Origin of the sequence: Halorubrum salipaludis (assembly GCF_002286985.1) — an archaeon.
GTDB lineage: Archaea > Halobacteriota > Halobacteria > Halobacteriales > Haloferacaceae > Halorubrum > Halorubrum salipaludis.
Genome location: NZ_NSKC01000002.1, coordinates 88,759 through 112,344, shown reverse-complemented (window position 1 = coordinate 112,344; position 23,586 = coordinate 88,759). Strand labels below are relative to the sequence as shown.

Genomic DNA, 23,586 nt, shown 5'->3' with positions numbered 1-23,586 from the left:
CGTTCCCGGATCGACCCGCGTTCCCGGATCGACCCGCATCCGGATGACCCGCACTCACGGGTCGGTCCGGTCGGAGCCGCACGAACGAGGGTTTAAGTACCGGAGCGGCCGACGTTCACTCGACCGGCCGCCGGTGTGCGACACCACTGGTCGTCTCGCGTTCGCGTGGGGCGGCCACCTTTCAACGTCCGCACCGTAGCGGCGGTCATCCTACAGTCCAGAGCCGACGGCTCGTCGATCGGTTCTCCGACGTGCCGGATACGACTCCGTCCCGATCTGCTCGGTCAGAGAGATTCCCGGCCGAAACAGCCGGTCAGCGAAGGGGGGGAGACGTACTGTTCCGTGCCACGGAGAAATCACATCTTGAGCGTTTTCATTTTACCGTGATTATTTACAGTATCAAGTGAATTGGCTGGTCCATGCCCTCCAGGATCGAAGACGTTGTGTTCAGTGAACCCTCCGGCAGACCGACCGCGTTCGTCATGTTCGCTGGCTCACTCGCTATGCTGAGTATCTACGTCTACTTCGACATTATACACGATGGCTCTTCTATCAGTTCGCTCATTATGGCAATCGGATTTGCTCTGTCCGGATTCGCCGAGTCCCTTTCGACAGAACGACAACGGATGGCGGGCGGACTGCGTCTCACCGCGATTCTCCTGTTGCTCGGTCTAATCAGCCTCACTATCTTCGCTCCCGAGGTAATCCTTGGCCCACGGTAGGGGAGCTACGTTCAATACGCACTCTTCAGCGTCCATCCATCTCAGGCAGAAATATAGCTGAATGATCGCGCTTCAGCGGAGCCGAAAAGCCGAGATGTCGTCGCGCTCAGGCGAACACGACGAACCGGAACAGCCACAGCGTGACCATCCCGCCCGCGATGGTCGCCGTCACGTCCTCCGTGCGCCACGCGATCGCGCCGGCGACGGCGCCCGCGATCAATCGCTCGTCGGCGAGCGTCGCGGCGACCGAGGGCCGGATCGTCACCAGATCGGGGAGCACGAGCGCCGCGAGCACGGCCGGCGGGACGTAGCGGAGGGGGCGTTTGATCCGGGCGGGCACCTCGTCGATCCGGCCGAACAGGTGGATGAAGGAGAGCCGGAAGGCGTACGTCGCGATCCCGATGAGAACGATCGCGATCCAGACGTCGAGCGAGCCGCCCACGAGCGGGGCCCCCGTCACTCGGCGAACACCTCCGTCAGCAGGCCGACCGCGATTCCGGAGACGGCCCCGACGATCAGCCCGAGGTTCAGGGGGACCCCGGCCGCGACGACCGAGACGACGCCGCCGCCGACGCCCGCGGCGGTGGTCGGGCGGTCCTTCAGCGTGGGAACGAGCAGCGCGAGGAACACCAGCGGGACCGCGAAGGTCAGCCCCCACGCGTCGGGGACGCCGGCGCCGACCACGACGCCGACCACCGTTCCGATCTGCCAGACGACCCAGAGCGCGACGCCCGCGCCGAGGTAGTACCGCCACCGGCTCCGCTCCGGGTTCGACTCGAACTCCGCGAGCGCGACCGCGTACGCCTGGTCGGTGAGCACGTACGCGAGTCCGGCGCGGAGCCGGCGACCGTAGTCCGCGAAGTGCGGCGCGATGGAGGCGGAGTACATCACGACGCGGAGGTTGATCACGACCGCGGTGCCGACCACGACCGCGATCGGCGCGCCCGACCCGATCAGGTCGATCGCTGCGAGCTGCGAGGCGCCCGCGAACACGATCAGGGACATCCCGACCGCCTCGGCCAGCCCGAGCCCGGCGTCGACCGCGGCGATCCCCGCGACCAGCGCGAACGGGGCGATCCCGAGCAGCAGCGGCGACACGTCTCGAACCCCGGCCCAGACGTCGCCGGTGGAGTCGGAGGGGTCGGCGGTGTCGGGGGCGTCGTCGGAGTCCGAAGAGTCGCCGTCGAAGAGGTCTCCGTCCACGGTCACTCTCGCGGGTAGACGGGCTCGTCGTACTTCGTCGCGAGGTGATCTGCGTGTTCCAGCTTCGCGTTGGCCTTCCGGAAGGTGCCAAGCAGCGAGTGGATCTCCCGCTCGGTCGGATGCGCGCGGCCGAGCAGCCGGCGCATCAGCAGCGCGTTCTTCTCGCGGACGTGCTCGCGCTGGCCGGTGGCCTTCAGGAACTCGCCGAAGAACTCGTGGAACCGCTCGAGGTCGCCCTCGGGGGCGCGCGTGACCTCGGTGTCGGGCAGCTGCGTCTCCTCGACGGTGAGCTCCCGGAGCTCGTACAGGAGGACCGTGGCGGCCTGCCCGAGGTTCAACACGGGGTAGTCGTCGTCGGCCGGGATCGAGCAGACCTCGTCGAGCCGCGAGAGCTCCTCGTTGTTGAGCCCGCGCCCCTCGCGGCCGAAGACGATGGCGGTCGGCGCGTCGACCGTCTTCAGCGACTCTCGGAGCTCGACGGGCGTCTTGAACGGGAACCGCTCGTGGCTCCGGTCGTCCTCGCCGGTGATCGCGGTGGTGCCGACCGTGTGGTAGTTCGCGACGACCTCGTCGAAGGTGACCTCGTCGGCGTTCGGGAGCACGTCCTCGCGGGCGTGGCCCGCGAAGCCGTACGCCTCGCCGTCCTCCTTCAGCTCCGGCGGATCGACCAGCTTGAGGTCCGTCAGCCCGAAGTTCTTCATCGCCCGGGCGATGGTGCCGACGTTGCCGGGCGTCTCCGGCTCGACGACGACGACGACCGGCTCGCGGGCGGTCCGCGGGTCGGCGTCGGCGTCGTCGTCAGCATCCACGGCGTCGTCGCCAGCCTCGTCTGCTCCGCCGCTCATCGGTTCGACGGGTAGTCGGTCGAGAGGTCGACGTCCTCGAGGTCGTCCTCGTTCAGTTCGTCTCCCCCGTCGTCGCTCTCGCCGGCGAGCTCGAGGATGTCGATCCGGTCGCCGTCGAAGTCCTGCTCGACGCGCTCCTGAATGTCCTGCTGGTCCGGCAGGTCCGGGAGCCCGTCGGGGTCCTCCTCGACGTGCTCGACCGACCCGTACCCCTCGGGGGCCTCGTTGCCCGCGGCGACCCACTCGTGGAAGCGGTCGCCGAACTCCAGCGAGCCCGCGTGGTCGCTGCCGCCCTCCTCGCGGAACCAGTAGAGCAGGTCCCGCTCGTGTTCGGGGCAGAGCAGCACCTCGCCGTTGGGCTCGCCGTAGACGATCTCCGCCTGGTTACACCGGTGGATCTCGCTCTCGCCGTAGTCGAGGTAACAGACGTCGCAAGGCTCCTCGACGAGGCCGACGAGCCGGACGAGACGCTCCCGGGGTTCCTCGGGAATCTCGTCGAGGGGCTTCAGCTCCTCGTCGTCGGTGAAGATCTCCTCCTCGTCGAACCGCCATCCGCGGAGGCCGACGCTCACTTTCGCCATGTGCGACGCTACGCGTGTCGCGGATAAAAGCGCGTCCTTCCGGGGACGAGCGCCCCGTTCGCGAGGCATATACGGGCGTAGTGCGTAGTCGCGCCAATGCGACGGCGACGACTCCTCGCTGCGGTCGGCGCCGCGTCGGTCGGCGGGCTTGCGGGCTGCGGCGAGCGCGCTCCGACGGCCGACGACGGCGGCGGCGAAAGCGCCGGGGACGGGGGAGGCGACGGCGGCGGCGATGCCGGCACCGACGACCGTGACACCGCCACCGACGAACTCCCGACCGACTGGCCGGCCGGCGAATACGCCGACTACGACGCGACCACGGTCGCGGTTCGGACCGCCGAGGGCGACGACGTGGGCGCGGTGCGGGCCGCGGTCGCGGACACGCGAGACAAGCGGGTCCTCGGCCTCAGCGCCGCCCCGACGCTCCCGGAGAACGCCGGAATGCTCTTCGTCTACGACTCCCCGCAAGAGTCGCTGACGTTCATCATGCCAGACATGGAATTCGGGATCGACATCGTCTACGTCGACGCCGACCGGACGATCACCCGGATCCACAACGCCCCGGAGCCCGGACCGAACGAGGACGGGAGCGAGCAGCGGTATCCCGGATCGGGCCAGTACGTGCTCGAAGTGCCCTACGAGTGGACGGACAGAAACGGGGTCGGAGTCGGGGACTCGCTTTCGTTCGACCTGTGACCGCGCTTATCGAGCGCTCTCGATGGCCGTCGGATCGGGAGCATTCAGATCCGACGTTCGAGCGACGCTCACGGCGAGGACGACGCTCATAACCCCGAACAGCGCGGCGAGCGCGAGGACGAACGCGACAACGCCGGCCGTGATGATGAGCTGACTCCCGAGCAGTTCGCCGCCGAGCGTCGCGAGGATGGCCGCCACCGCGAGTCCGAGCAACCGATCTTCAGTTTTCGTCGTCATTTTCACCTTTTGGTGCCGGACGGGGTTAACGCGTGCGCGAAGCCTGCCGTCACGTCTCACACTACCACATCCGTCACGCCTCACGCGTGTCGCCGAGCCCGTCGAGCGCCGATCCGCCGGCGAGTACGTCGGGGACTCACCCAGTTTATGTCGCTCGCGCCCGTGGTAATCGTATGCGAAATGTGGACGCCGCGGGGCTCGGGATCGGCGACGACCACCCGCCCCGTATCATGGGCGTGCTCAACGTCTCCGCGGAGTCGCCGTACGACCCGAGCGTGTACGACGACCCGGGCGAGGCGGCCGAGTACGTGGACGAGGAGCTGATCGGCGAGGGCGCGGACATCGTCGACGTCGGCCTCGAGTCGGCCAACAAGGACTTGGACGTGCTCTCCGCGGAACAGGAGCTCGACCGACTCGACACCGCGGTCGAGACGCTGGAGTCGACCTCGGGCGACGCGGTCTGGTCGATCGAGACCCGGTACCACGAGGTCGCCGACGAGGCGCTCTCCCGGGGGTTCGACATGGTCAACGACATCTGCGGGTTCGCCGACCCCGAGATGCCCCGGGTCTGCCGCGAGCACGACGCCGCGGTCTCGAAGATGGCCTCGCCGTCCGACTTGGAGCGGCCGGGGGCGATCGAGGACGTGGACGAGATCTACGAGGCGCTCTCGATGAACGGGTTCACCGACAAGACGATCCTCGATCCGGCGTTCGGCGGCTGGTCGGTCGAGAAGACTCACGCCGACGACCGCGAGACGTTCCGCCGGCTCCGGGAGTTCCGCGGGTACGGCCGCCCGCTGCTCGTCTCGATCAACCGCAAGAGCTTCCTGAAGACGATCGCGGGACGGACCACCGAGGAGGCGCTTCCGGTGTCGCTCGCGGCCACCTCGATGGCGGTCGAACGGGGCGCTCACGTGGTCCGCACCCACGACGTGGCCGAGACGCGCGACGCGGCGCTGGTCGGCGCCGAGTTCGCCCGCGATCGGGTCCGCTCGGGCCGCGACGCGGGGGACACCACGGTCGAGGAGCTCGACGTGACGACCGTCCGGGAGGCCGAGCGCCACCTCGCCCGGCTCGCCGCCGACCGGTCCGTCGCCGGCGACGCCGTCGCCCGCACCTACGAGCTCCGCGGACTCACCGACGAGGCCGTCGGCGCGCTCCGGGCGGCGACCGCGGAGCCCGGCGTCGCCGCGGCGTTCGCGCTCGCCGGCTCCGACGCCCCCGAGGCCGCCTCCCGGCCCTCCGCCACCGACGGCGGAGCGCCCGACCGCGCCGGCGACGGCGGGTCCGGACTCCTCGTCGGAACGCCGGCCGGACTGTCCGCGGTTCGATCGGCGGTCTCGGACGTTTCAGGCGCTCTCGGCGACGCGCTGGAGCCGATCGCCGACACCCCGAGGTAAGAGAAAGTTTATGCCGTCGTGTAGACAACCGGTTCAGTGGACGCCGGAGGGGCACGCGGGTAGGGGTACTCTGTGCCACTCCGGCCCATACCATATTCCAGCCCGCCAGCGGCCGCGCCGTTCGGCGTCGCGGTCGGGCCGTACCGTCGATCGCTCGGTAGCTGGAGGTTCGAGATGAACTTCGAGACCTTCGAACCCGTCTACGAGGCGATCCTCGCCGACTTCGGCTTCGACCGGGCGGCCGACGAGCGGGCCCGCGACGTGGCGGCCGAGCTCGCGACGCCGTTCCCCCTCGACCGGCTCGGCGACTGGCGCGGCGAGACCGTGGCGGTCGCGGGCGCCGCTCCCCGTCTCTCCGAGGACGTCGAGGTCGCCCGCGACGCCGACGTCGTCGTCGCCGCCTCCACCGCCGCCGACGTCCTCCGAGACCGGGGCGTCGCCGTCGACTGCATGGTGACCGACCTGGACAAGAACCCCGAGACCGCGGCGGCGCTCACGCGCGAGGGCGTCCCGGTCGCGGCCCACGCGCACGGCGACAACCTTCTCGCGGTCCGCGAGTGGCTCCCCCGGTTCGCGGACGGGGCGACGCTCGCGACGACCCAGGCGGCGCCGGTCGGTCCGGTCCGGAACCTCGGCGGGTTCACCGACGGCGACCGCGCCGCCTTCCTCGCGGACCACGTCGGCGCCGGGCGCCTCGTCTTTCCCGGCTGGGACTTCGACGATCCGGACGTAGAGCCGATGAAGGCGCGGAAGCTCGACTGGGCCGCGCGGCTGTTGCGGTGGCTGGAGCGCCGGCGCGACGAGCGGTTCGGCGTGCTCGACGGGCGCCGCGAGGAACTCGACGGCGCGCTCGATCCGGTTCTCGGCGAGTGCGAGGAGTGACCGGCGGCGGCGGGCCGCGACCTACTCCACGCGGCCCTTCGGCAGCAGCTCCGCGCGGTCGCGGGCGTCGAGCCACTCGACCAGCTGGACGAGCTGGTCGCTCGCGGCCTCGAACAGCCGCTCGGCCTTCTCCTCGGTCACGTCGGTCGGGTCGCCGAACGCCCCGTTCGCGGAGTTGTCGATGGAGTCGTAGTAGGTCCGGGCGCCGTGGACCACCGCGTCCGACTCGTCGAGGTGGACGAGCCCGTCGTCGCGGGCGTCCTCCAGCCGGTCCTCACGGACGAGCTCCGGGGCGATGTGGGTGATCATCGCGGTCTCCTTCGGGCCCGCGTGGGGGCCGTTGTGCTCGAAGAGGTCGTCGACGAGCTCCGGGATCGACTCGTCCCACATCCACTCGATCGCGTACGCCGTCTCGTCCTCGTGGAGCCGGCGCCCGACCTCCCGGAGGTGCTGGACGTTGCCGCCGTGCGCGTTCACGAACACGACCCGGTCGATCCCGTGGTACGCGAGGTTCCGGGTGAACGACTCGACGTAGTCGCGGAACTCCGGCGGATCGACCCACATCGTCCCCGGGAACTGCCGGTGGTGCGGGCTGACGCCGACGGTGACCGTGGGCGTCCGGACGGCGTCCGTCTCCTCGGCGGCCGCGGTCGCGAGCGCCTCGGCGATCAGGTGGTCGGTCGCTAACGGCAGGTGGGGACCGTGCTGTTCGGTGGAGCCGAGGGGGACGAGCGCGACGGACTCGTCCGATAGCGCCGCCCCGATCTCCGGCCACGTGTGGTCGGCGAGATACATACCCGACCTCCGGTTCGGGGACGTATGAAACCCGCTTTCTCGGTCGCGTTCGCCGGGAGCACCGGATCCGACCCCGAGTGAGAAATCCCGAGCGACCCCGCCGTTTCGTGTCGCCACCCTTTTTGTGTCGTCCCGCCGAATTCCGGCGTATGTTCGGAGGCGGCGGCATGAACCCGCGAAAGATGAAACAGATGATGAAACAGATGGGGATCGACGTCGAGGAGCTCGACGCCGAGCGGGTCGTCATCGAGACGGCCGACGGCGACGACCTCGTCTTCGACGGCGCCCAGGTGACCAAGATGGACGCCCAGGGCCAGGAGACCTACCAGATCGTGGGCTCTCCCGACGCGGTCGCCGACGCCGGCGCCGGCGGGAGCGCCTCGGCGGTCGAGGGCGACTCGGGCGCGGCGGCGATCGAGGACGACGCGGACGACGCCGGCATCCCCGACGAGGACGTGGCGCTCGTCGCGGAGCGCGCCGAGGTGCCGCAGTCGCGGGCCCGCGAGGCCTTGGAGGACGCCGACGGCGACCTCGCGGCCGCCATCGCGGAGCTGGAGTGACTGATCCGGCGTGACGGACGCCGCGTACCTGCTGGTCCACGAGGACCGGGAGTACCTGCTGGAGCCGGGCGAGGAGTTCGGCACCGACCTCGGCGTGCTGGAGGTCCCCGAGGACGTTGAGGGCGGCGACACCGTCGAGACGCACCTCGGCACCGTCTTCGATGTCCGCGAGCTCCGCGGCCCCGACCTGTTCAACCACCTCGAACGCACCGGCGCCCCGATGATACCCCGCGATGTGGGGCTCGTGATGGGCCACACCGGCGCGTCCGGCGGCGACCGCGTGCTCGACGCCGGCACGGGGACCGGGATCCTCGCGGCGTACCTCGGCCGCGCCGGCGCCGACGTGACCACCTACGAGGTCGACCCCGACTTCGCCGAGGTCGCCCGCGGGAACATGGCGACCGCCGGCGTGGCGGACCGCGTCGAGGTCCACACCGGCGACCTCACCGAGGAGCTGGACGCGCTCGCCGACGAGGAGTCCTTCGACGTGTTGACGCTCGACACGGGCGACGCCCCGGCGGTCGTCGAGCGCGCGGACGACCTGCTCGCGTCCGGCGGGCACCTCGCCGTCTACTCGCCGTTCGTCGAGGGGACCCGCGAGGCCGCCCTCGCCGCGCGCGAGGCCGGCTTCGAGGGCGTCGAGACCCTCGAGACGATCCAGCGGGAGATGGACTTCTCCGACCGCGGCTCCCGCCCCTCCACCGCGGGCGTCGGCCACACCGGGTACCTGGTGTTCGGCCGGGCGCCGTAGCCGGACCGCCGCAACGTTCTTTCCGATTCCGCCGCCACGGAGCGTATGGTCCCACCGACGGCCGGCGACGGCGACGCCCTCTCCGACGGCGGCGACCGCGCAATCACCGACGGCGGCGGCCATAGCAACGGCTCTGGTGACGACCCCGGCGACCCCGGCGACCCCGGCGACGACCGCAAAGACGCCCTTAGCGACGACCCCTCCGAAGTCGCCGTCGCGCTCGCCGAAGCCGACGAGGCGCTCGCGGACGCGGTCGAGTCGGCGCTCGCCGGTCGGTCCGCGGTCGTCGCCGTCGGCGTCCCGCTCGCGCTGCTTCCCCCGATACTCGCCGCGCGAGACCGGACCGAGGACGACGCACCGTGGCGGGTGGCCTGCCGGCCGGGCGTCGTCGACGCGCTCGGTCGAGCGCTCGTCCTCGGCACCGCGGTCGCCGAGGCGGCCGCGGCGGGAGCGATCGAGCTTCGGACGGGCGGCGGGCTCGGGGCGGACGGCGGGCTCGGGGCGGACGGCGGGCACGAAACGGGCAGGGAGCTCGAGGCGACCGCCGGCGAGGTCGACCCCGGACGGACCCTGTTCGCGTCCCAAGACCGCGTCGACGCGGTCGCCGGCCCGGCGGGGAACCGGACGCTCGTCGGCGAAGCGGCGCCGGAGCGAGTGGGGTCCGCCGCCCGGGCGGTGGGCGAACGGTTCGCGGCGGCGACCCCCGCGAGCGTCGGGATGCCGGCGCGGAGCCGGCTGGTCGCCGGCGCTCGCGAGACGCTCGACGATCGGTTCGCCGACGACCTGGCGGCGGCGCTCGACGCGCTCCCGTACGGCGCGGTCGGGCGGACCGGCGAGGTCACCGATCGGACGCTCCTCGTCGCGCTGGCGGCGCGACACGACCACCTGCTGTGGGACCTCAGGCGGTGGATCGGCGACGAGGGCGACGAAGGCGTCGGCATCGCCGCGGGCCAGGAGCTCACCGCGGACCGGCGCGCGCTCGTGCGGCGCGGGCTGATCGAGGCGATCAAGGTGCCGGCCGGGAACGGCCGGCCGCAGCTCCGGCTCCGCGCGGTCGACGACGCGCTGCTCCGCGCCACGCCGGAAGAGGTCCTCAGCGTGCTCCGCGGACGGTTTTCGCTCCCGGTCGACGAGGACGGACGGGTCCGGGATCCCACCGGACGCGACGGGCGGCGACCGGTGTGGGAGCGGACGCGACGTGACAAGAACTAACTCCCGGCGGCGCCCCCGAACGGACATGCCGAACTTCTCCGACAGAGTCGAGCGGATCTCCATCAGCGGGATCCGCGAGGTGTTCGAGGCGGCCGGCGACGACGCGATCAACCTCGGGCTCGGACAGCCCGACTTCCCGACGCCGGACCACGCGCGGCGGGCGGCGGTCGACGCCATCGAGGCCGGGAAGGCGGACGCCTACACCGAGAACAAGGGGACCCGGTCGCTGCGCGAGGCGATCGCCGAGAAGCACCGGACTGACCAGGGGGTCGACCTCGACCCCGGCAACGTGATCGCCACCGCGGGGGGCAGCGAGGCGCTCCACGTCGCCCTAGAGGCGCACGTCGACGCGGGCGACGAGGTGTTGATCCCCGACCCCGGGTTCGTCTCCTACGACGCGCTGACGAAGCTGACGGGCGCGGAGCCGGTCCCGGTCCCGCTGCGGGACGACCTCACGATCGACCCGGCCGCGATCGAGGCGGCGATCACCGACGACACCGCGGCGTTCGTGGTGAACTCCCCCGGCAATCCCACCGGCGCGGTCTCCACCGAGGCGGACGTGCGCGAGTTCGCGCGGATCGCCGACGAGCACGACGTGCTCTGCGTCTCGGACGAGGTGTACGAGTACACCGTCTTCGACGGGGACCACCACTCGCCGATGGAGTTCGCCGAGACCGACAGCGTCGTCGTGGTCAACTCCGCCTCGAAGCTGTTCTCGATGACGGGCTGGCGGCTCGGCTGGGTGTACGGCTCCGAAGAGCGCGTCGACCGCATGCTGCGGGTCCACCAGTACGCGCAGGCCTGCGCGTCGGCGCCCGCCCAGTACGCCGCCGAGGCCGCGCTGCGGGGCGACCGCGGGGTCGTCGACGAGATGACCGCCTCCTTCGAGCGCCGGCGCGACCTCCTCTTGGAGGGGTTCGACGACATCGGGATCGACTGCCCGACGCCGCAGGGGGCCTTCTACGCGATGCCGCGGGTGCCCGAGGGGTTCGTCGACGAGTGCCTGGACCGCGGCGTCGTCGTCGTGCCCGGCGAGGCGTTCGGCGAGGGCGGGCGCGGCCACGCTCGGATCTCGTACGCGACCGACGAGAGCGAACTCCGAGAGGCGCTCGACGTGATGGCCGAGGCCTACGAGGCGGCGAAGTAGTGTCAATTTCTGCCAAACGATAACCGGGGAGCATTACCCGGTCGCAGGAGGTTTCCGCAAGTTATACTGCCGCCGGCGGAGTACCGAGGCGTAATGGACCGGAACATTCAGGTCAGTCGCCTCGATCGCCGAGCGGTCGAGGACCAGGAGGTCGAGATCGTCGAGCGGAAGGGTATCGGACACCCCGACTCGATCTGCGACGGTATCGCGGAGTCGGTGTCGCGGGCGCTCTCGCAGCTCTACTTGGACCGCGTCGGGAAGGTGCTCCACTACAACACCGACGAGACGCAGCTGGTCGCCGGCCGCGCCGCGCCCGCGTACGGCGGCGGCGAGGTCGTCGAGCCGATTTACGTGCTCATCGTCGGCCGCGCCACGAAGGAGTACGAGGGCGAGCAGCTCCCCGTCGACTCGACCGCGCTCGCGGCCGCCCGCGACTACCTCGCCGAGGCGATCCCGGAGCTTGAGTACGGCACCGACGTGATCGTCGACGCGAAGCTCGGCGAGGGCTCCGGCGACCTCCGGGGCGTCTTCGGCGAGGAGACCCAGCAGGTCCCGATGGCCAACGACACCTCCTTCGGCGTCGGCCACGCGCCCCTGACGGAGACCGAGCAGATCGTCTACGAGGCCGAGCGCGAGCTCAACACGACCTACCACGACGACCACCCCGAGCTCGGCCCGGACGTGAAGATCATGGGCAAACGCGAGGGCGACCGGATCGACATCACCGTCGCGGCGGCGATGGTCGACCGGTACCTCGACGGCCTCGAGGAGTACGACGCCGCCGTCGGCGACGTGCGCGAGTTCGTCACCGAGCTGGCCGAGGCCCGCACCGACCGAGAGGTCCACGTCGACGTCAACACCGCCGACGACTACGACGAGGGCTCCGTCTACCTCACCGTCACCGGCACCTCCGCCGAGCAGGGGGACGACGGCTCCGTGGGGCGCGGCAACCGCGCGAACGGGCTCATCACCCCGAATCGCCCCATGTCGATGGAGGCGACCTCCGGGAAGAACCCCGTCAACCACATCGGGAAAATATACAACCTCCTGTCGACCCGGATCGCCGAGTCCGTCACCGAGGAGGTCGACGGGATCCGCGACCTGCAGGTCCGGCTGCTCTCGCAGATCGGGCGCCCGATCGACGAGCCCCACGTGGCCGACGCGCAGCTCGTCACCGAGGAGGGGCTCGCCATCGACGACATCGAGGAAGAGGTCGTCGCCATCGTCGACGAGGAGCTGGCGGACGTCACCGACGTGACCCGCAGCGTCATCGACGGCGACGTGTCGACGTTCTAAACGGGCCGCTTCGGCGGGGTTCGCCGCCGATCTCGGTGTGAATATCAGACGCGTCTGATATAAATATCTGAATTTACAATACGGTTATCTCTTCAGGGCCCGATACACTGGTATGGGTACGAACGGGGCGTCACAAAGCGGGCTTTCGCGTCGAACCGTGCTGCGAAGGGGCGCGCTCCTCTCGACCGCCCTCGGACTGGCTCTGGCGACGACGACCGGCCAAGCGGCGGCGATGAACAAGGCGGAGCTGATCGAGGCGATGGCGAGCGAGTCCGGGCTCGGAAAGTCGGACGCAGGGGCGGTACTGGACGTGTGTATCGGCGCGGCGACGAAGGCCCTGACGAGGGGCGAAAGCGTCGTGCTGGTCGGGTTCGGCTCGTTCAGCATCTCGAAGCGCGCCGCCCGAACGGGACGCAATCCGCGGTCCGGAAACGGGCGTCCACGCCCCAAAAACGGGCGTTCGGACGGCTCGCCGGTGATGTTCGACTGGTGTCCGGCGTTCGCGGCCGCCCTCGATCTCAACCCCGGGAGGGGTGACGAGGCCAGCGCCGAGTGCCTGGACGCCGACGTGACGATCGACGCGGCGTACGTCGCGAGGGAAACGCGACGCGACTCGGAGCGAGGGCTGTCGGAGGCCGACGCGAAGCGGGCGCTCGACGCGTTCATCAACGCGACGACGAAGGCGCTGAAGAAGGGTGACAGGGTGTCGCTGGGCGAGGGGTTCGGCTCGCTCAGCATCTCGAAGCGCTCCGCTCGGACGGGGCGGAATCCGCAGACCGGAAAGGAGATCAAGATCGCGGCGAAGAACGTGGTCAAGTTCAAGGCCGGCGCCGAACTCTCCAAGGCGGTCAACTGATCGCTGGTAGGGCGTTCCTCGGGACACCCTCACGACCGCAACCGATTTCACCGCCCGCCGAGACCCTTCGCGTGTGACGCGGGTGTGTCTCCTCGGCGATCCGGATGTGAACCTCACCTACGAACTGCTGTCCCGCGAGACGGCCCGGGACGCGCTCGCCACCTACGAGATCGAAGAGCCCTTCGAGAACAGCGTCGCCGTCGACACCGTGAGCCTCGGCGCGGCGGTGTCGCTGTTGAACGATCTCAACTGGTACCTCGTGCGCTTCGTCGACGAGGCGCTCGTCCGCGAGCCCTCCGTCTCCCCGGACGAGTGGCTCTCGCGCGACCTCGCCCGCGAGGTGCGGGACGGCGCGGTCCCCCCCGAAGAGACCGACCAGCGGCTGAAGGTGTTCGGCCTCGTCGACGGGCGCCCGGTCGAACCGCTCTACGTCCGCCGGACGCAGGGCGAGACGCCGGAGTACGACCTCCGCGACGTCGACGAGACGGTGATCGTCCGGGTGAGCGAGTCGGAGTTCTCGGGGTAGGTCGGGAGCGCTCCGCCGTCGCCGAAACGTTATCCGCCTCCCCGGTCGACAGTCGCTGTGACCGAACGCGACGAGTACGAACGGGAAGTGACGGGCGACCGCGAGGAGATCGCGTCGATACTGAGCGGTGTCGCCGACGGGGTTCGCGCGGGAGCCGTTCGGATAGGCGACGGCGACGACGCCGTGACCGTCGAGACGCCGGACGAGTTCACGCTCGAGATCGAACTCGAAACCGAAGACGACGAGACGAGCCTGGAACTGGAGCTAGAGTGGTCCGCGTCGAGCGACGCGTCCGCGGTGTCGTCCGACGAGGAGACTGCCGACGAGACGGACGAGGCGCGCAGGGCGGAAAAAGCGGGCGAGGCGCGAAGGACGGAAAGAGCGGACGAGACGGAAGACACAGACGAGGCGGACGGGAATCCCGCGCTCGCGGAGGCGGCCGACGGAACGCAGTCGCTGGCCCGGTTCGAGGTCTATCGGGGCAGAGACGGGGAGTGGCGCTGGCGCCTTCGCCATCGCAACGGGAACATCATCGCGACCGGCGGCGAGGGGTACACGCGCAAACACAACGCCCTCAAGGGACTCCGGAGCGTGATGGCGAACTCGGCGGGCGCGGCGGTCACCGGGGAGTTCGAGGACGCCTCCGGAGCATAAACGGAACCCGCCACCGGTCGGTCTCGGAGACGGTTCCGGGGTCCGCCGGAGACGGGTTGAAATGGGTCCGGGCCGAATACGTACCATGGGAATGAAAGGCGACGGCGACGCGGCGCTCCACGAGATCGATCGCTTCGGCAGCGGCGTGGGCTGGATCGCGTACCCGGACGAGGGGATGGAGCGCGCGAGCCACGCGGTCGCGGTCCCGAACGAGGAGAGCGAGACGGACGACGTCTGGGTGTTCGACCCGGTCGACGCGCCCGGCGTCGACGACCTGCTCGACGAGCTCGGCACGGTCGCGGGCGTCGCGATCGGCCTCGACCGCCACAAGCGCGACAGCGCGGCTATCGCGGCCCGACACGACGCCCCCGTCTACGTCGCCGACTGGATGACCGGCGTCGCGGACGAGCTCGATGCGCCGGTCGAGCGGTTCGGCTCGCGGCTGGCGGACTCGGGCTTCGATGCGTTCCGGATCCGGGATTCGACGGTCCCGCCGTGGCAGGAGGTCGGCTTCTTCGACGGCGAGACGCTGATCGTCCCGGAGTCGCTCGGCTCCGCCTCGTACTTCCGGGGCGACCGCGAGCGGCTCGGCGTCCACCCGATGCTCCGGTTGACGCCGCCGACGGAGGCGCTCTCCGGGCTGAACCCGGAGCGAGTCCGCGTGGGCCACGGCGTCGGCGTGGACGAGCGAGCCGCGCTCGCCGTGGAGGACGCGCTCTCCGGGTCGCGCCGCAAGGCGCCCGGGCTGTACGCGAAGACCCTGCGGTCGGCGCTCGGGATCTGACCGTGTCGGAACCCGCGTGCCCGTGATCCACGTCACGCGCGACCTGTTGACGGTGCTACTCGAACAGGGCGCCGAGAACGATCCCGACGAGACGAGCCTCCGGCTCTCGGCGACGCGCGCAGGTGAGTTCGACGAGGAGACCGGCCTCGACCCGGAGACGCCGGTGTTGACCCACTTCACGCCCGCCGGCGTCGGCGGGTCGGTGAACGCGGTGTTCGGCGTCGACCTCGGGACGCCGGCCGGCCGGGGCGGCGCGCGGTTCGTCTCGCACCCCGACGGCTTCCTCGGCGTGTCGAAGACGGACGACCTCGCGGCGGTCGTGCTCGTGGCGGTCCCGCCGTACGACGACGACGCGGTCGCCGCGTTCGACCGCGCCGGCGACGGGATCGAACTGGCGGTCCTCGACGCGGCGCCGCCGGAGGAGTCGCTCCCGGAGTGACGGCGTCCGCGGTGCCGATCGGGAGGCCTCGCCGACGCCCCCTCCCCGGCCGACGCGGTCGACGAACATGGGTTTAAAACGTCCCGAGCGAGTACCGACCCGCGATGGCAGCACGCCCACCCGGCGGCGGATCCTCTGAGCCGGACGCGATCGAGTTCGGCATCGCCGTGCTCGACGAACGGATCGAGGAGGCTGACGTGTCGTTCCCGGCGACGGCCGAGAAGATCCGCGACGCCCTCGGCGACGACGAGATCCCGTACGACGCCAAGGGGCGGACGGTCACGCTCGGCGAGGCGCTCGATCAGGTGCCGGAGACCCGGTTCGAGAACGAGACGGAGTTCCTCGACGCGCTGTACCCGGTGTTCGACCGCAAGCGGCGGGAGGGCGGCGGGTTCCTGACGAGCCTGCGGGACGCGCTCCCCTTCTGACGGGCGGGGACCGGAGACGCGCGCGGAGTCAGACCTCCAGTTCGGCCTCGGCCTCGGACTCGTCGCTCCCGGTGTCGAGCCGTTCGATCACGTCGTTGATCAGCACCACGTCGCCGACGGCGCGGACCCAGCGGTACGGGACGATGACGCCCGTGTTCCCGTCAACGCGCCCGGCGAACAGCTCGTGATTGAGTTCCGCGAGCGCGAGCCCGGTCACCGCCTGCGCGTCCAGATCGAGGCGCACGTCCTCGATCTCGCCGACGAAGACGCCGTTGTTCGAGTACACCTCGCGACCGACGAGAGACGTAATCTCCTCCGGAGCAGCGTTCATATGCGATACGGTCACGAGCGCGCCTATTAAGCGTTCGTTGTCGAACGACGCCCGTCAGACGGGGCGGGCGGGGCGGCCGCGTCGCGGGCGCCAGGGCGGTCCCCTCTCGGGCGCCGATCCGGCTTACTCCCGCGGCGCGATCAGCTCCACCGGATGCATCGGCGACGACTCGAGAAGGGCGTCCAGCTGCTCGCCGCAGGACGTGCCGGACGCGACGACGGTCCGGTCGCTGTCCCCGAACTGCTCGCGGAGGGGCTCGCCCACGTCCATGCTCAGCTCGTAGTAGTCCGTCTTGTAGCCGAACGAGCCGGCCATCCCGCAACACTCCGTCTCGGAGACGCGCACGTCGTAGCCGAGCCGCTCCATCACCGCGGTCGCGTGCTCGCCGACGCCGATCGTCCGCGCCTGACAGTGCGGGTGGTAGGCGACCCGCTTCCCCGAGGCCACCGGTCCCGTCCCCTCCGCCGGCGCTCGGAGCGCGGCCGGGTCGCCGCCGTTCTCCAGCAGGCCGAAGCAGTACTCCATCACGTCGTAGCTCGCGTCGGCGAGGCGCTCGAACGACGCCTCCGGGAGGAGCCGCTCGTACTCGCGCCGGAACATCGCGAGGTCGCTCGGCTCGATCACGACCACGTCGCGGCCGGCGTCGACGTGGCGGGCGAGCCCGGCGTACGCGTCCTCGGCCGCCGCCGTCGCGGTCGAGACCATCCCCTGCGAGAGCGGCGGGCGCCCGCTTCCGGGGAGGTCCGGGACTTCGACGTGAACGCCGAGCGCCTCCAGCGCGCGCACCGCCGCCTTGCCGCGGTCGACGTCGACGTAGTTGGTCGCGGTGTCGGGGTAGAGGACCGCCTCTCTGGCGGCCTCGTCCGCCGGAACCGCCGGGCCGCCCCGGCGCTCGAACCAGTCGACGAGCGGTTCGCTCGCGAACTCCGGGAGGTCGCGCCGGCGGTCGATCCCGGTCACGCGCTCGGCGAGCGCGCGGAGGGGGCCGGCGTCGGCGAGGCGGTTCGCGATCGGCGCGGTGAGGCTCCCCAGCTTCGCGACCGTCTCGTAGTTGCCGACGACCCGCGTCCCCAGGTCGAGCCCGGCGGGCTCCTCGTCGGGGACCAGCTCCTCGAAGAGCCAGTCGGTCTGGCGGGAGTCGACCTCGCCGCGGTTGATCCGGTCGCGGACGACCGTGTTGATCCACGGGATGTCGATCCCGACGGGACACGCCGGGACGCAGCGCGAGCAGCCGGTACAGAGGTCGTTGAACTCGGCGGCCACGTCGAGCCCCTCGATGCCCGCCTCCCAGCCGGTGGCGATGCCGCCGGAGTAGGTCTCGCCGCCGAACGCGTGGCCGCCGACGCTCTGGAAGTTGCCGCACGCGTTCGAGCAGGCGGAACACCGGATGCAGTATAACGTCTCCTTCAGCTCCTCGTCGTCGCGCATCGCCATGCGCCCGTTGTCGATCAACACGAGGTGGAAGTCGCGGTCGTCGCCCGAGCCGTCGGCGAGCGGCTCCCCGTCGTCCTGGAAGTCCGGCACCGGCGAGTCGACGGGCGGGGTCAGCGTCGAGATGTAGGAGGTCACGTCCTGGCCGGTCCCCGAGCGCCCGATCAGCTCGACGAACGGCGAGAAGTCCTCGACGGTCGGGACCAGCTTCTCGACGCCCGCGACCGCGACGTGGGTGTCGGTCGCGGTCACCGACTTCCGGGCGTTGCCCTCGCTGGTGACCAACAGCATGGTGCCGGAGTCAGCGGCGATGAAGTTCGCCCCCGTCATCCCCACGTCGGCGTCCTCGACCAGCTCGCCGAGGCGCTCGCGGGCGAACATGGTGAGCTCCTCAGCGGTCTCCGGCGGGTCGTCGAGGTCGAACCGCTCCGCGAACAGCTCCGAGATGCCCTCGCGGGACTTGTGGATCGCCGGCGCGACGATGTGCGAGGGGGCCTCGTCGGCGAGCTGGAGCACCCACTCGCCGAGGTCGGTCTCGACCACCTCGACGCCCTCGGCTTCGAGCGCCTCGTTCACCTCGAGCTCCTCGGAGGTCATCGACTTCGATTTCACGAGGCGGTCTGCGTCGCGCTCCTCGGCGGTCAGCTCCGTGATGTACCGGTTCGCGTCGGCCGCGTCGTCGGCGACGTAGACGGTCCCGCCGTTGGCCTCGACCGCCTCGGTCACCTCGTCGATCAGCTCCGGGAGCCGGCCGATCGCGTCCTCCTTGATCGCGCGGGCCTGCTCTTTCAGCGCCTCGTAGTCGTCGAGCCGCCCGGTCGACTCGTAGCGCCCCTCGTTGAACCCGCGGGTGTTCTCGGCGACCGCGTCGCCCTCGGTCGCCATCAGCTCCCGGATGCGATCGGCCTTCGCGGCGTCGCTACTCATCGCCGGTCACCTCGGAGTCCGCCGGTTTCCCGTCGTCCTCGCTGTCCTCCCGCAACAGTACCACGTGGACCTCCTTCGGGCCGTGCGCTCCGTGGACGAGCCCGCCCATGTCGGCGGTCGCGCTCGGCCCGGTGGCGAACACCACGTCGGCCGAGCCGTCGCGCGCCCTCGGGCCGAGCCACTCGAACGCGTCCGGCATGTCCGGGACGAGGTCAACCTCGCGGAGGACGACGACGTGGCGGTCGACGAAGAGGCTCACCGGTTCGGTGCCGGCGCGGTCGGCCTCGATGGCGACGCTCCCGTACGCGGCGACGCCGAGCTCCGCGTCGGTGACGCCGGTGTGGGCCGCGCGGAGCTCGGCCGTGGTCGGATCGGTCTCGATCCGGTCGGGGAGCGCGACGGTCGCGTCCGTCGCGTCCGTCGCATCGCCGTCGGCGGCTACCCCGTCACCGAGCGCGACGCCGACCGCCGGGTCGCCGGCGGCCTCGTCGATCAGGTCCGCGCACTCGCTCGCGGCCCCCTCGGTGACGGTCACGCCGAGGTCGTCCAGACGGCGCTTGAACGTCGAGCGGTCGGCGACTGACATACGTCATCATTCAACGGAATATATATGGGTGTTGTGCCGGCTCTCGCGCGCCGGGACAGGTCGTCTCTCTCATCTCTCGCCGCCGCCGGCGAACGCCCTCTCGACCGGTGTCGCCTTCCGGCGGTCACTGCGGTGTCAGGAGATTTTTCATAGTTCGACCGTGAAGGTCTCGCATGGCAACCAACACGCCGGACCCGGATCCGCGGGAGGGGGGAGACTTCGACTACACCGGGGGCGGCACCGAGCGCCCGGAGCTGGTGGACGCGCTGGAGTCCCGGGTCGACGGCGACGTGCGGTTCGACGACTACTCGAAGCGGCTGTACGCGACCGACGCCTCGGCGTACGAGGTCACGCCGATCGGGGTCGTGATGCCGGAGTCGACCGCGGACGTGGCGGCGGTCCACGAGTACTGCTACGAGGAGGGGATCCCGGTGTTGCCCCGCGGGGGCGGCACGTCGCTCGCGGGCCAGACCGTCAACGAGGCGGTCGTCCTCGACCTCACCGACTCGATGGACGAGGTGCTGTCGACGGACCCGGACGCCGGGACCGCCCGGGCGCAGGCGGGGGCGTACGTCGGCGACCTCAACGCCGCGGTCGAACCCCACGGGCTGAAGTTCGCGCCCGACCCGGCGTGGCGCGACAAGTCCGCGATCGGCGGCGCGATCGGCAACAACTCCACCGGGTCGCACTCGCTGAAGTACGGAAAGACTGACCACTACGTGGAAGAGGTCGAGGTCGTCCTCGCCGACGGGACGGTGACGACCTTCGGCGAGGTCGCCGTCGACGACCTGCGCGAGTCGGCCGACCCCGACGCGGACGATCTCCTCCCGCGGATCCACGCCGAGATCGTCCGAATCCTCGACGACGAGGCGGACGCGATCGACGAGCGCTACCCCGAGATGAAGCGGAACGTCTCCGGCTACAACCTCGACCGGCTGCTCGCCGAGCACCGCGGCGAGTACGGCCAGGAGGGCGTGGTCAACCTCGGGCGGCTCATGGCCGGCAGCGAAGGGACGCTCGCGACGGTGACCGAGGCGACCGTCTCGCTCGTCGAGATTCCGGAGACAAAGGCGGTCGCGCTGCTCACCTACGACGATCTGCTGGACGCGATGGAGGACGTGGCGCCGATCCTCGAACACGACCCCGCCGCCGTCGAGGTGATGGACGACGTGCTCTTGGGCCTCGCGGCCGACACGCCGGAGTTCGAGGAGGTCGTCGGCATGCTGCCCGAGGGGACCGACTCCGTTCTCCTCGTCGAGTTCTACGCCGACAGCGACGCCGAGGGGAAACGGAAGGTCGCCGACCTCGTCGCGGACCGGGTGGGCGAGGGCGGCGACGCGGACGCGGTCGTCCCGGAGACGGAGGCCGACCCCCGGGAGGGCGCCGCCGAGACGACGAGCCAGCCCCGCCGCGCGGTCGACGCGATGGAGGCGCACGATCCCGCGAAGCGCGACCGGTTCTGGAAGATGCGCAAGGCCGGGCTCCCGATCCTCCTGTCGCGCACCACCGACGAGAAGCACATCTCCTTCATCGAGGACTGCGCGATCCCGCCCGAGCACCTCCCGGAGTACACCCGCGAGTTCCAGTCGATCCTCGAGGAGAACGACACCTTCGCGACGTTCTACGCGCACGCCGGGCCGGGCGTGCTCCACGTCCGCCCGCTGATCAACACGAAGGACGTCGACGACGTGGACGCGATGGTCGACATCGCCGACCGCGTCACCGACGCCGTGGTCCGGCTCGGCGGGTCGGTCTCCGGCGAACACGGCGACGGCCGCGCCCGGACCCAGTGGAACCGGAAGCTGTACGGCGACGACCTCTGGGAGTCGTTCCGCGAGCTGAAGACCGCCTTCGACCCCGACTGGCTCCTCAACCCGGGGAACGTCTGCGGCGACTTCGACATGCGCGAGAACCTCCGGTTCGACTCGGAGTACGAGTACGACGCCGGCTTCGACCCCGCGATGGAGTGGGCGATCGACAACGGGATGCAGGGGATGGTCGAGCTCTGTCACGGCTGCGGGGGGTGTCGCGGCCCGCAGGAGACCACCGGCGGCGTGATGTGCCCGACCTACCGCGCCTCCGAGGAGGAGATCCAGGCGACCCGCGGCCGGGCGAACATGCTCCGCGGGGCGATGAACGGCGAGCTCCCGGACGACCCGACCGACGACGAGTTCGTCACCGAGGTGATGGACCTCTGCGTCGGCTGTAAGGGCTGTAAGGTCGACTGTCCGAGCGGCGTCGACATGGCGAAGCTCAAGGCCGAGGTCGAGCACGCCCACCACGAGGAGCACGGGATCGACCTCCGGACGCGGCTGCTCGGGAACTTCGAGCGGCTGGCGCCGCTGGGCTCGGCGCTCGCGCCCCTCTCGAACCTCCCGAACAAGCTCCCCGGCGCCGGGCTCCTCGCGGAGAAGGTCCTCGGGATCGCGAAGGAGCGGGACCTCCCCACGTTCCGCTCGGAGAGCCTGACCGACTGGTTCGAGGCCCGCGGCGGCGCCGGCGTCCCCCGCGCCGAGGCCGACCGCGACGTCCTCCTCTTCCCCGACGTGTACACCACCTACACGAACCCCGGCGCCGGGAAGGCCGCGGTGCGGGTGTTGGAGGCCGCGAACTGCCACGTCAAGATTCCGGACGTGGACGGGAGCGGGCGCCCGCCCCACTCGAAGGGAATGTTGGAGAAGTCGCGCGCGGCGGCGAGGGACGCCGTCGAGACGCTCGCGCCGGACGTGAGGGACGGCTGGGAGGTCGTCGTCGTCGAGCCCACCGACGCCGTGATGCTCCAGAGCGACTACCACGACCTGCTCGACGGCGACGCCAGCGACGTGCCCGACGCCGACGTGGCGACGGTGTCCGGGAACACGTACGGGGTCATGGAGTACGTCGACGCCCACCGGCTCGACGAGGGGATCGACCTCGACGCGCCCACGGAGTCGCTCACCTACCACGGCCACTGCCACCAGAAGGCGACGAAGAAGGACCACCACGCGGTCGGCGTGCTCCGGCGCGCGGGGTACGGCGTCGACCCGCTCGACTCCTCCTGTTGCGGGATGGCGGGCTCGTTCGGCTACGAGGCCGAACACTACTCGATGAGCAAGGCGATCGGCGAGACGCTCTTCGGGCAGGTCGACGAGAGCGACGGCGACGAGGTCGTCGCCCCCGGCGCCTCCTGCCGGAGCCAGCTGAAGGAGCGCGACGGCGCCGCCGACGAGCCGCCGCACCCGGTCGAGAAGCTGGCGGCGGCGCTGGCGTAGGCGGACCTACTCGTCGTCGCCGTCGCTGTCGCCGCCGCCGTCGGCGACCCGGTCGCGCTCCCGCTCCCGCCGCCGGTCTAAGACCAGCTCGACCCCCTTCCCGGGACCGCCCTCGATCGGCCACCCCTTCGTGCGCCACTGGGGCGGCTCGGGCGAGAACTCCGGACAGGAGCCCGAACACTCCCTCCCGGTCGGCACCTTCTCCTTGGCCGCGCAGTACGGGACGAGCGCGCGGTCCTCCCGCCGGAGCTCGAAGTGCCGGCAGTCCGGCCGCATCGTGTCGGCGAAGGAGCGCCACCCCTTCCCGTAGGCGCGCTCGGCGATCTCCAGCCGGAGCGTCTCAGTCTCGGGGTCGCGGCGCTCGCCGCCCGCGGGACCCAGATCGCTCGGGTGCCACGCCACGTCGGCCGCGTCGGCGTGGACCCCCGCGGAGAAGTCGGTCGCGAGGATGCCGGCCTCGACGGGCATCTCGCGGAGCAGGGCCGGCTCGACGCACTCGCCGGTCGTCTCGGTGGCGAGCCACGCCTCGTCCGCGAGGCCGGTCTCCACGTCGTGGACGAGCTGGTCGGCGAGCCGGTCGGCCGCGGAGCGGTCCAAGTCGGGCTTGTTCTCGACCGCGACGATCCGCTCGACCCAGTCCGGGTACGGTCGCTTCCGACGGAGCTGGATCCGGTTGTTCCGACGGCGCTTCTCGATCAGGTCCCGCCCCGCGGCCCGGTGGACCGCCTGCCGGACGTAGCGCCACGGGTAGCCGGGGTGCGGGAGCGCGTCGCGGTACCACGCCCACTCGGCGGGGGCGTGGCGCACGACGTGGAGGAGGTCTGAGTCGATGGTCCGGTCGCCGAACGCGCGCCGGGCCGCGAACGCCGCCGGGTCGACCTCGATCACGACCGTGTCCCACCGGCGATCCTCGGTGCCGAGCTGGCGGGAGACGATCGCGGGACGGGGGTCGTCGCTCGGGTGCCACGCGAGCTCGGCGTACCGACAGACCAGGAGCTCGTAGCCGAACTCGGCGTCCGGAGTCACGGCCGGAGTCGTCGACGCCC

Annotated in this window: 26 protein-coding genes; 16 read left to right on the top strand and 10 right to left on the bottom strand. The window is 70.9% G+C overall.

The genetic code is table 11. The features are described 5' to 3' along the window. The first annotated feature begins 419 nt into the window (after positions 1-419). Positions 420-722, top strand: a complete 303-nt coding sequence (locus CK500_RS03270) for a hypothetical protein (RefSeq protein ID WP_095635825.1) — start codon at positions 420-422, stop codon at positions 720-722. Positions 723-828: 106 nt separating this feature from the next. Here CK500_RS03270 and CK500_RS03265 read toward each other — a convergent pair whose 3' ends face one another. The 4 genes from CK500_RS03265 to CK500_RS03250 all read right to left on the bottom strand — a co-directional run bounded on the left by CK500_RS03265 (position 829) and on the right by CK500_RS03250 (position 3,351). Beyond that, positions 829-1,182 (bottom strand): AzlD domain-containing protein, encoded by a 354-nt coding sequence (locus tag CK500_RS03265; protein WP_095635824.1) that lies wholly within the window; start codon positions 1,180-1,182, stop codon positions 829-831. Then, a complete protein-coding gene (locus CK500_RS03260; RefSeq protein WP_233138850.1) occupies positions 1,179-1,820 on the bottom strand; it encodes an AzlC family ABC transporter permease in 642 nt (213 codons plus the stop codon). The genes CK500_RS03265 and CK500_RS03260 overlap by 4 nt, the downstream gene beginning before the upstream one ends. Positions 1,821-1,927: 107 nt before the next feature. After that, entirely contained in the window at positions 1,928-2,770 is an 843-nt protein-coding gene (locus CK500_RS03255) for an RNA methyltransferase (RefSeq protein WP_095635822.1), read from the bottom strand. Further along, positions 2,767-3,351, bottom strand: a complete 585-nt coding sequence (locus CK500_RS03250) for a hypothetical protein (protein ID WP_095635821.1) — start codon at positions 3,349-3,351, stop codon at positions 2,767-2,769. Before CK500_RS03250 ends, CK500_RS03255 begins: the two co-directional genes overlap by 4 nt. Positions 3,352-3,447: 96 nt before the next feature. Here CK500_RS03250 and CK500_RS03245 point away from each other — a divergent pair, with 96 nt between their 5' ends. After that, entirely contained in the window at positions 3,448-4,047 is a 600-nt protein-coding gene (locus tag CK500_RS03245; protein ID WP_095635820.1) for a DUF192 domain-containing protein, read from the top strand. Positions 4,048-4,053: 6 nt separating this feature from the next. On the opposite strand, the gene CK500_RS03240 is transcribed toward CK500_RS03245, so the two are convergent. Beyond that, entirely contained in the window at positions 4,054-4,284 is a 231-nt protein-coding gene (locus CK500_RS03240) for a hypothetical protein (RefSeq protein WP_095635819.1), read from the bottom strand. Between the two features lie 173 nt (positions 4,285-4,457). On the opposite strand from CK500_RS03240, the gene folP reads away from it, so the two are divergent. Further along, positions 4,458-5,684 carry a dihydropteroate synthase gene (gene folP / locus CK500_RS03235; protein ID WP_095635818.1) on the top strand — a complete coding sequence of 409 codons (1,227 nt, stop codon included), beginning with the start codon at positions 4,458-4,460 and terminating at the stop codon, positions 5,682-5,684. 174 nt (positions 5,685-5,858) lie between these two features. Beyond that, a complete protein-coding gene (locus tag CK500_RS03230; RefSeq protein WP_095635817.1) occupies positions 5,859-6,566 on the top strand; it encodes a 6-hydroxymethylpterin diphosphokinase MptE-like protein in 708 nt (235 codons plus the stop codon). 21 nt (positions 6,567-6,587) lie between these two features. Here the strand turns inward: CK500_RS03230 and CK500_RS03225 are convergent, their stop codons facing one another. Beyond that, positions 6,588-7,361 carry a creatininase family protein gene (locus tag CK500_RS03225; RefSeq protein WP_095635816.1) on the bottom strand — a complete coding sequence of 258 codons (774 nt, stop codon included), beginning with the start codon at positions 7,359-7,361 and terminating at the stop codon, positions 6,588-6,590. A 149-nt stretch (positions 7,362-7,510) separates the two neighbouring features. Between CK500_RS03225 and CK500_RS03220 the strand changes: the two genes are divergently transcribed. The 11 genes from CK500_RS03220 (at position 7,511) to CK500_RS03170 (ending at position 16,014) form a co-directional block, all read left to right on the top strand. Continuing rightward, the gene (locus CK500_RS03220) at positions 7,511-7,921 is read left to right on the top strand and encodes a nascent polypeptide-associated complex protein (protein WP_095635815.1); all 411 of its coding nucleotides are present in this window, start codon (positions 7,511-7,513) and stop codon (positions 7,919-7,921) included. A gap of 10 nt (positions 7,922-7,931) precedes the next feature. Then, complete coding sequence (locus tag CK500_RS03215) at positions 7,932-8,672, top strand: methyltransferase domain-containing protein (protein ID WP_095635814.1); 741 nt, start codon at positions 7,932-7,934, stop codon at positions 8,670-8,672. A 45-nt stretch (positions 8,673-8,717) separates the two neighbouring features. Further along, entirely contained in the window at positions 8,718-9,884 is a 1,167-nt protein-coding gene (locus CK500_RS03210; protein WP_233138705.1) for a transcriptional regulator TbsP domain-containing protein, read from the top strand. A 25-nt stretch (positions 9,885-9,909) separates the two neighbouring features. Beyond that, the gene (locus tag CK500_RS03205; protein WP_095635813.1) at positions 9,910-11,031 is read left to right on the top strand and encodes a pyridoxal phosphate-dependent aminotransferase; all 1,122 of its coding nucleotides are present in this window, start codon (positions 9,910-9,912) and stop codon (positions 11,029-11,031) included. Positions 11,032-11,124: 93 nt separating this feature from the next. Further along, the gene (locus CK500_RS03200) at positions 11,125-12,327 is read left to right on the top strand and encodes a methionine adenosyltransferase (RefSeq protein WP_095635812.1); all 1,203 of its coding nucleotides are present in this window, start codon (positions 11,125-11,127) and stop codon (positions 12,325-12,327) included. Positions 12,328-12,439: 112 nt separating this feature from the next. Further along, positions 12,440-13,183 carry an HU family DNA-binding protein gene (locus CK500_RS17850; protein WP_233138693.1) on the top strand — a complete coding sequence of 248 codons (744 nt, stop codon included), beginning with the start codon at positions 12,440-12,442 and terminating at the stop codon, positions 13,181-13,183. Positions 13,184-13,256: 73 nt separating this feature from the next. Continuing rightward, entirely contained in the window at positions 13,257-13,709 is a 453-nt protein-coding gene (locus CK500_RS03190; protein ID WP_015910125.1) for a DUF5804 family protein, read from the top strand. A 57-nt stretch (positions 13,710-13,766) separates the two neighbouring features. Further along, positions 13,767-14,363 carry an amphi-Trp domain-containing protein gene (locus CK500_RS03185; RefSeq protein ID WP_095635811.1) on the top strand — a complete coding sequence of 199 codons (597 nt, stop codon included), beginning with the start codon at positions 13,767-13,769 and terminating at the stop codon, positions 14,361-14,363. Positions 14,364-14,454: 91 nt separating this feature from the next. After that, positions 14,455-15,147: a hypothetical protein gene (locus CK500_RS03180; protein WP_095636237.1), complete on the top strand. Its 693-nt coding sequence runs from the start codon at positions 14,455-14,457 to the stop codon at positions 15,145-15,147. Positions 15,148-15,169: 22 nt separating this feature from the next. Next, positions 15,170-15,586 carry an MPN domain-containing protein gene (locus tag CK500_RS03175; protein WP_095635810.1) on the top strand — a complete coding sequence of 139 codons (417 nt, stop codon included), beginning with the start codon at positions 15,170-15,172 and terminating at the stop codon, positions 15,584-15,586. A gap of 104 nt (positions 15,587-15,690) precedes the next feature. Next, positions 15,691-16,014, top strand: coding sequence for a DUF5789 family protein (locus CK500_RS03170; protein ID WP_095635809.1), 324 nt, complete (start codon positions 15,691-15,693; stop codon positions 16,012-16,014). Positions 16,015-16,042: 28 nt separating this feature from the next. Here CK500_RS03170 and CK500_RS03165 read toward each other — a convergent pair whose 3' ends face one another. The 3 genes from CK500_RS03165 to CK500_RS03155 form a co-directional block, all read right to left on the bottom strand. After that, the gene (locus CK500_RS03165) at positions 16,043-16,345 is read right to left on the bottom strand and encodes a PRC-barrel domain-containing protein (protein ID WP_095635808.1); all 303 of its coding nucleotides are present in this window, start codon (positions 16,343-16,345) and stop codon (positions 16,043-16,045) included. Between the two features lie 123 nt (positions 16,346-16,468). After that, a complete protein-coding gene (locus tag CK500_RS03160; RefSeq protein ID WP_095635807.1) occupies positions 16,469-18,703 on the bottom strand; it encodes an LUD domain-containing protein in 2,235 nt (744 codons plus the stop codon). Continuing rightward, the gene (locus CK500_RS03155; RefSeq protein ID WP_095635806.1) at positions 18,696-19,289 is read right to left on the bottom strand and encodes an LUD domain-containing protein; all 594 of its coding nucleotides are present in this window, start codon (positions 19,287-19,289) and stop codon (positions 18,696-18,698) included. Before CK500_RS03155 ends, CK500_RS03160 begins: the two co-directional genes overlap by 8 nt. Positions 19,290-19,462: 173 nt before the next feature. Here CK500_RS03155 and CK500_RS03150 point away from each other — a divergent pair, with 173 nt between their 5' ends. Continuing rightward, the gene (locus tag CK500_RS03150) at positions 19,463-22,540 is read left to right on the top strand and encodes an FAD-binding and (Fe-S)-binding domain-containing protein (RefSeq protein ID WP_095635805.1); all 3,078 of its coding nucleotides are present in this window, start codon (positions 19,463-19,465) and stop codon (positions 22,538-22,540) included. A 6-nt stretch (positions 22,541-22,546) separates the two neighbouring features. Here CK500_RS03150 and CK500_RS03145 read toward each other — a convergent pair whose 3' ends face one another. Beyond that, positions 22,547-23,566, bottom strand: coding sequence for a DUF5787 family protein (locus CK500_RS03145; RefSeq protein WP_095635804.1), 1,020 nt, complete (start codon positions 23,564-23,566; stop codon positions 22,547-22,549). Positions 23,567-23,586 lie beyond the last annotated feature (20 nt).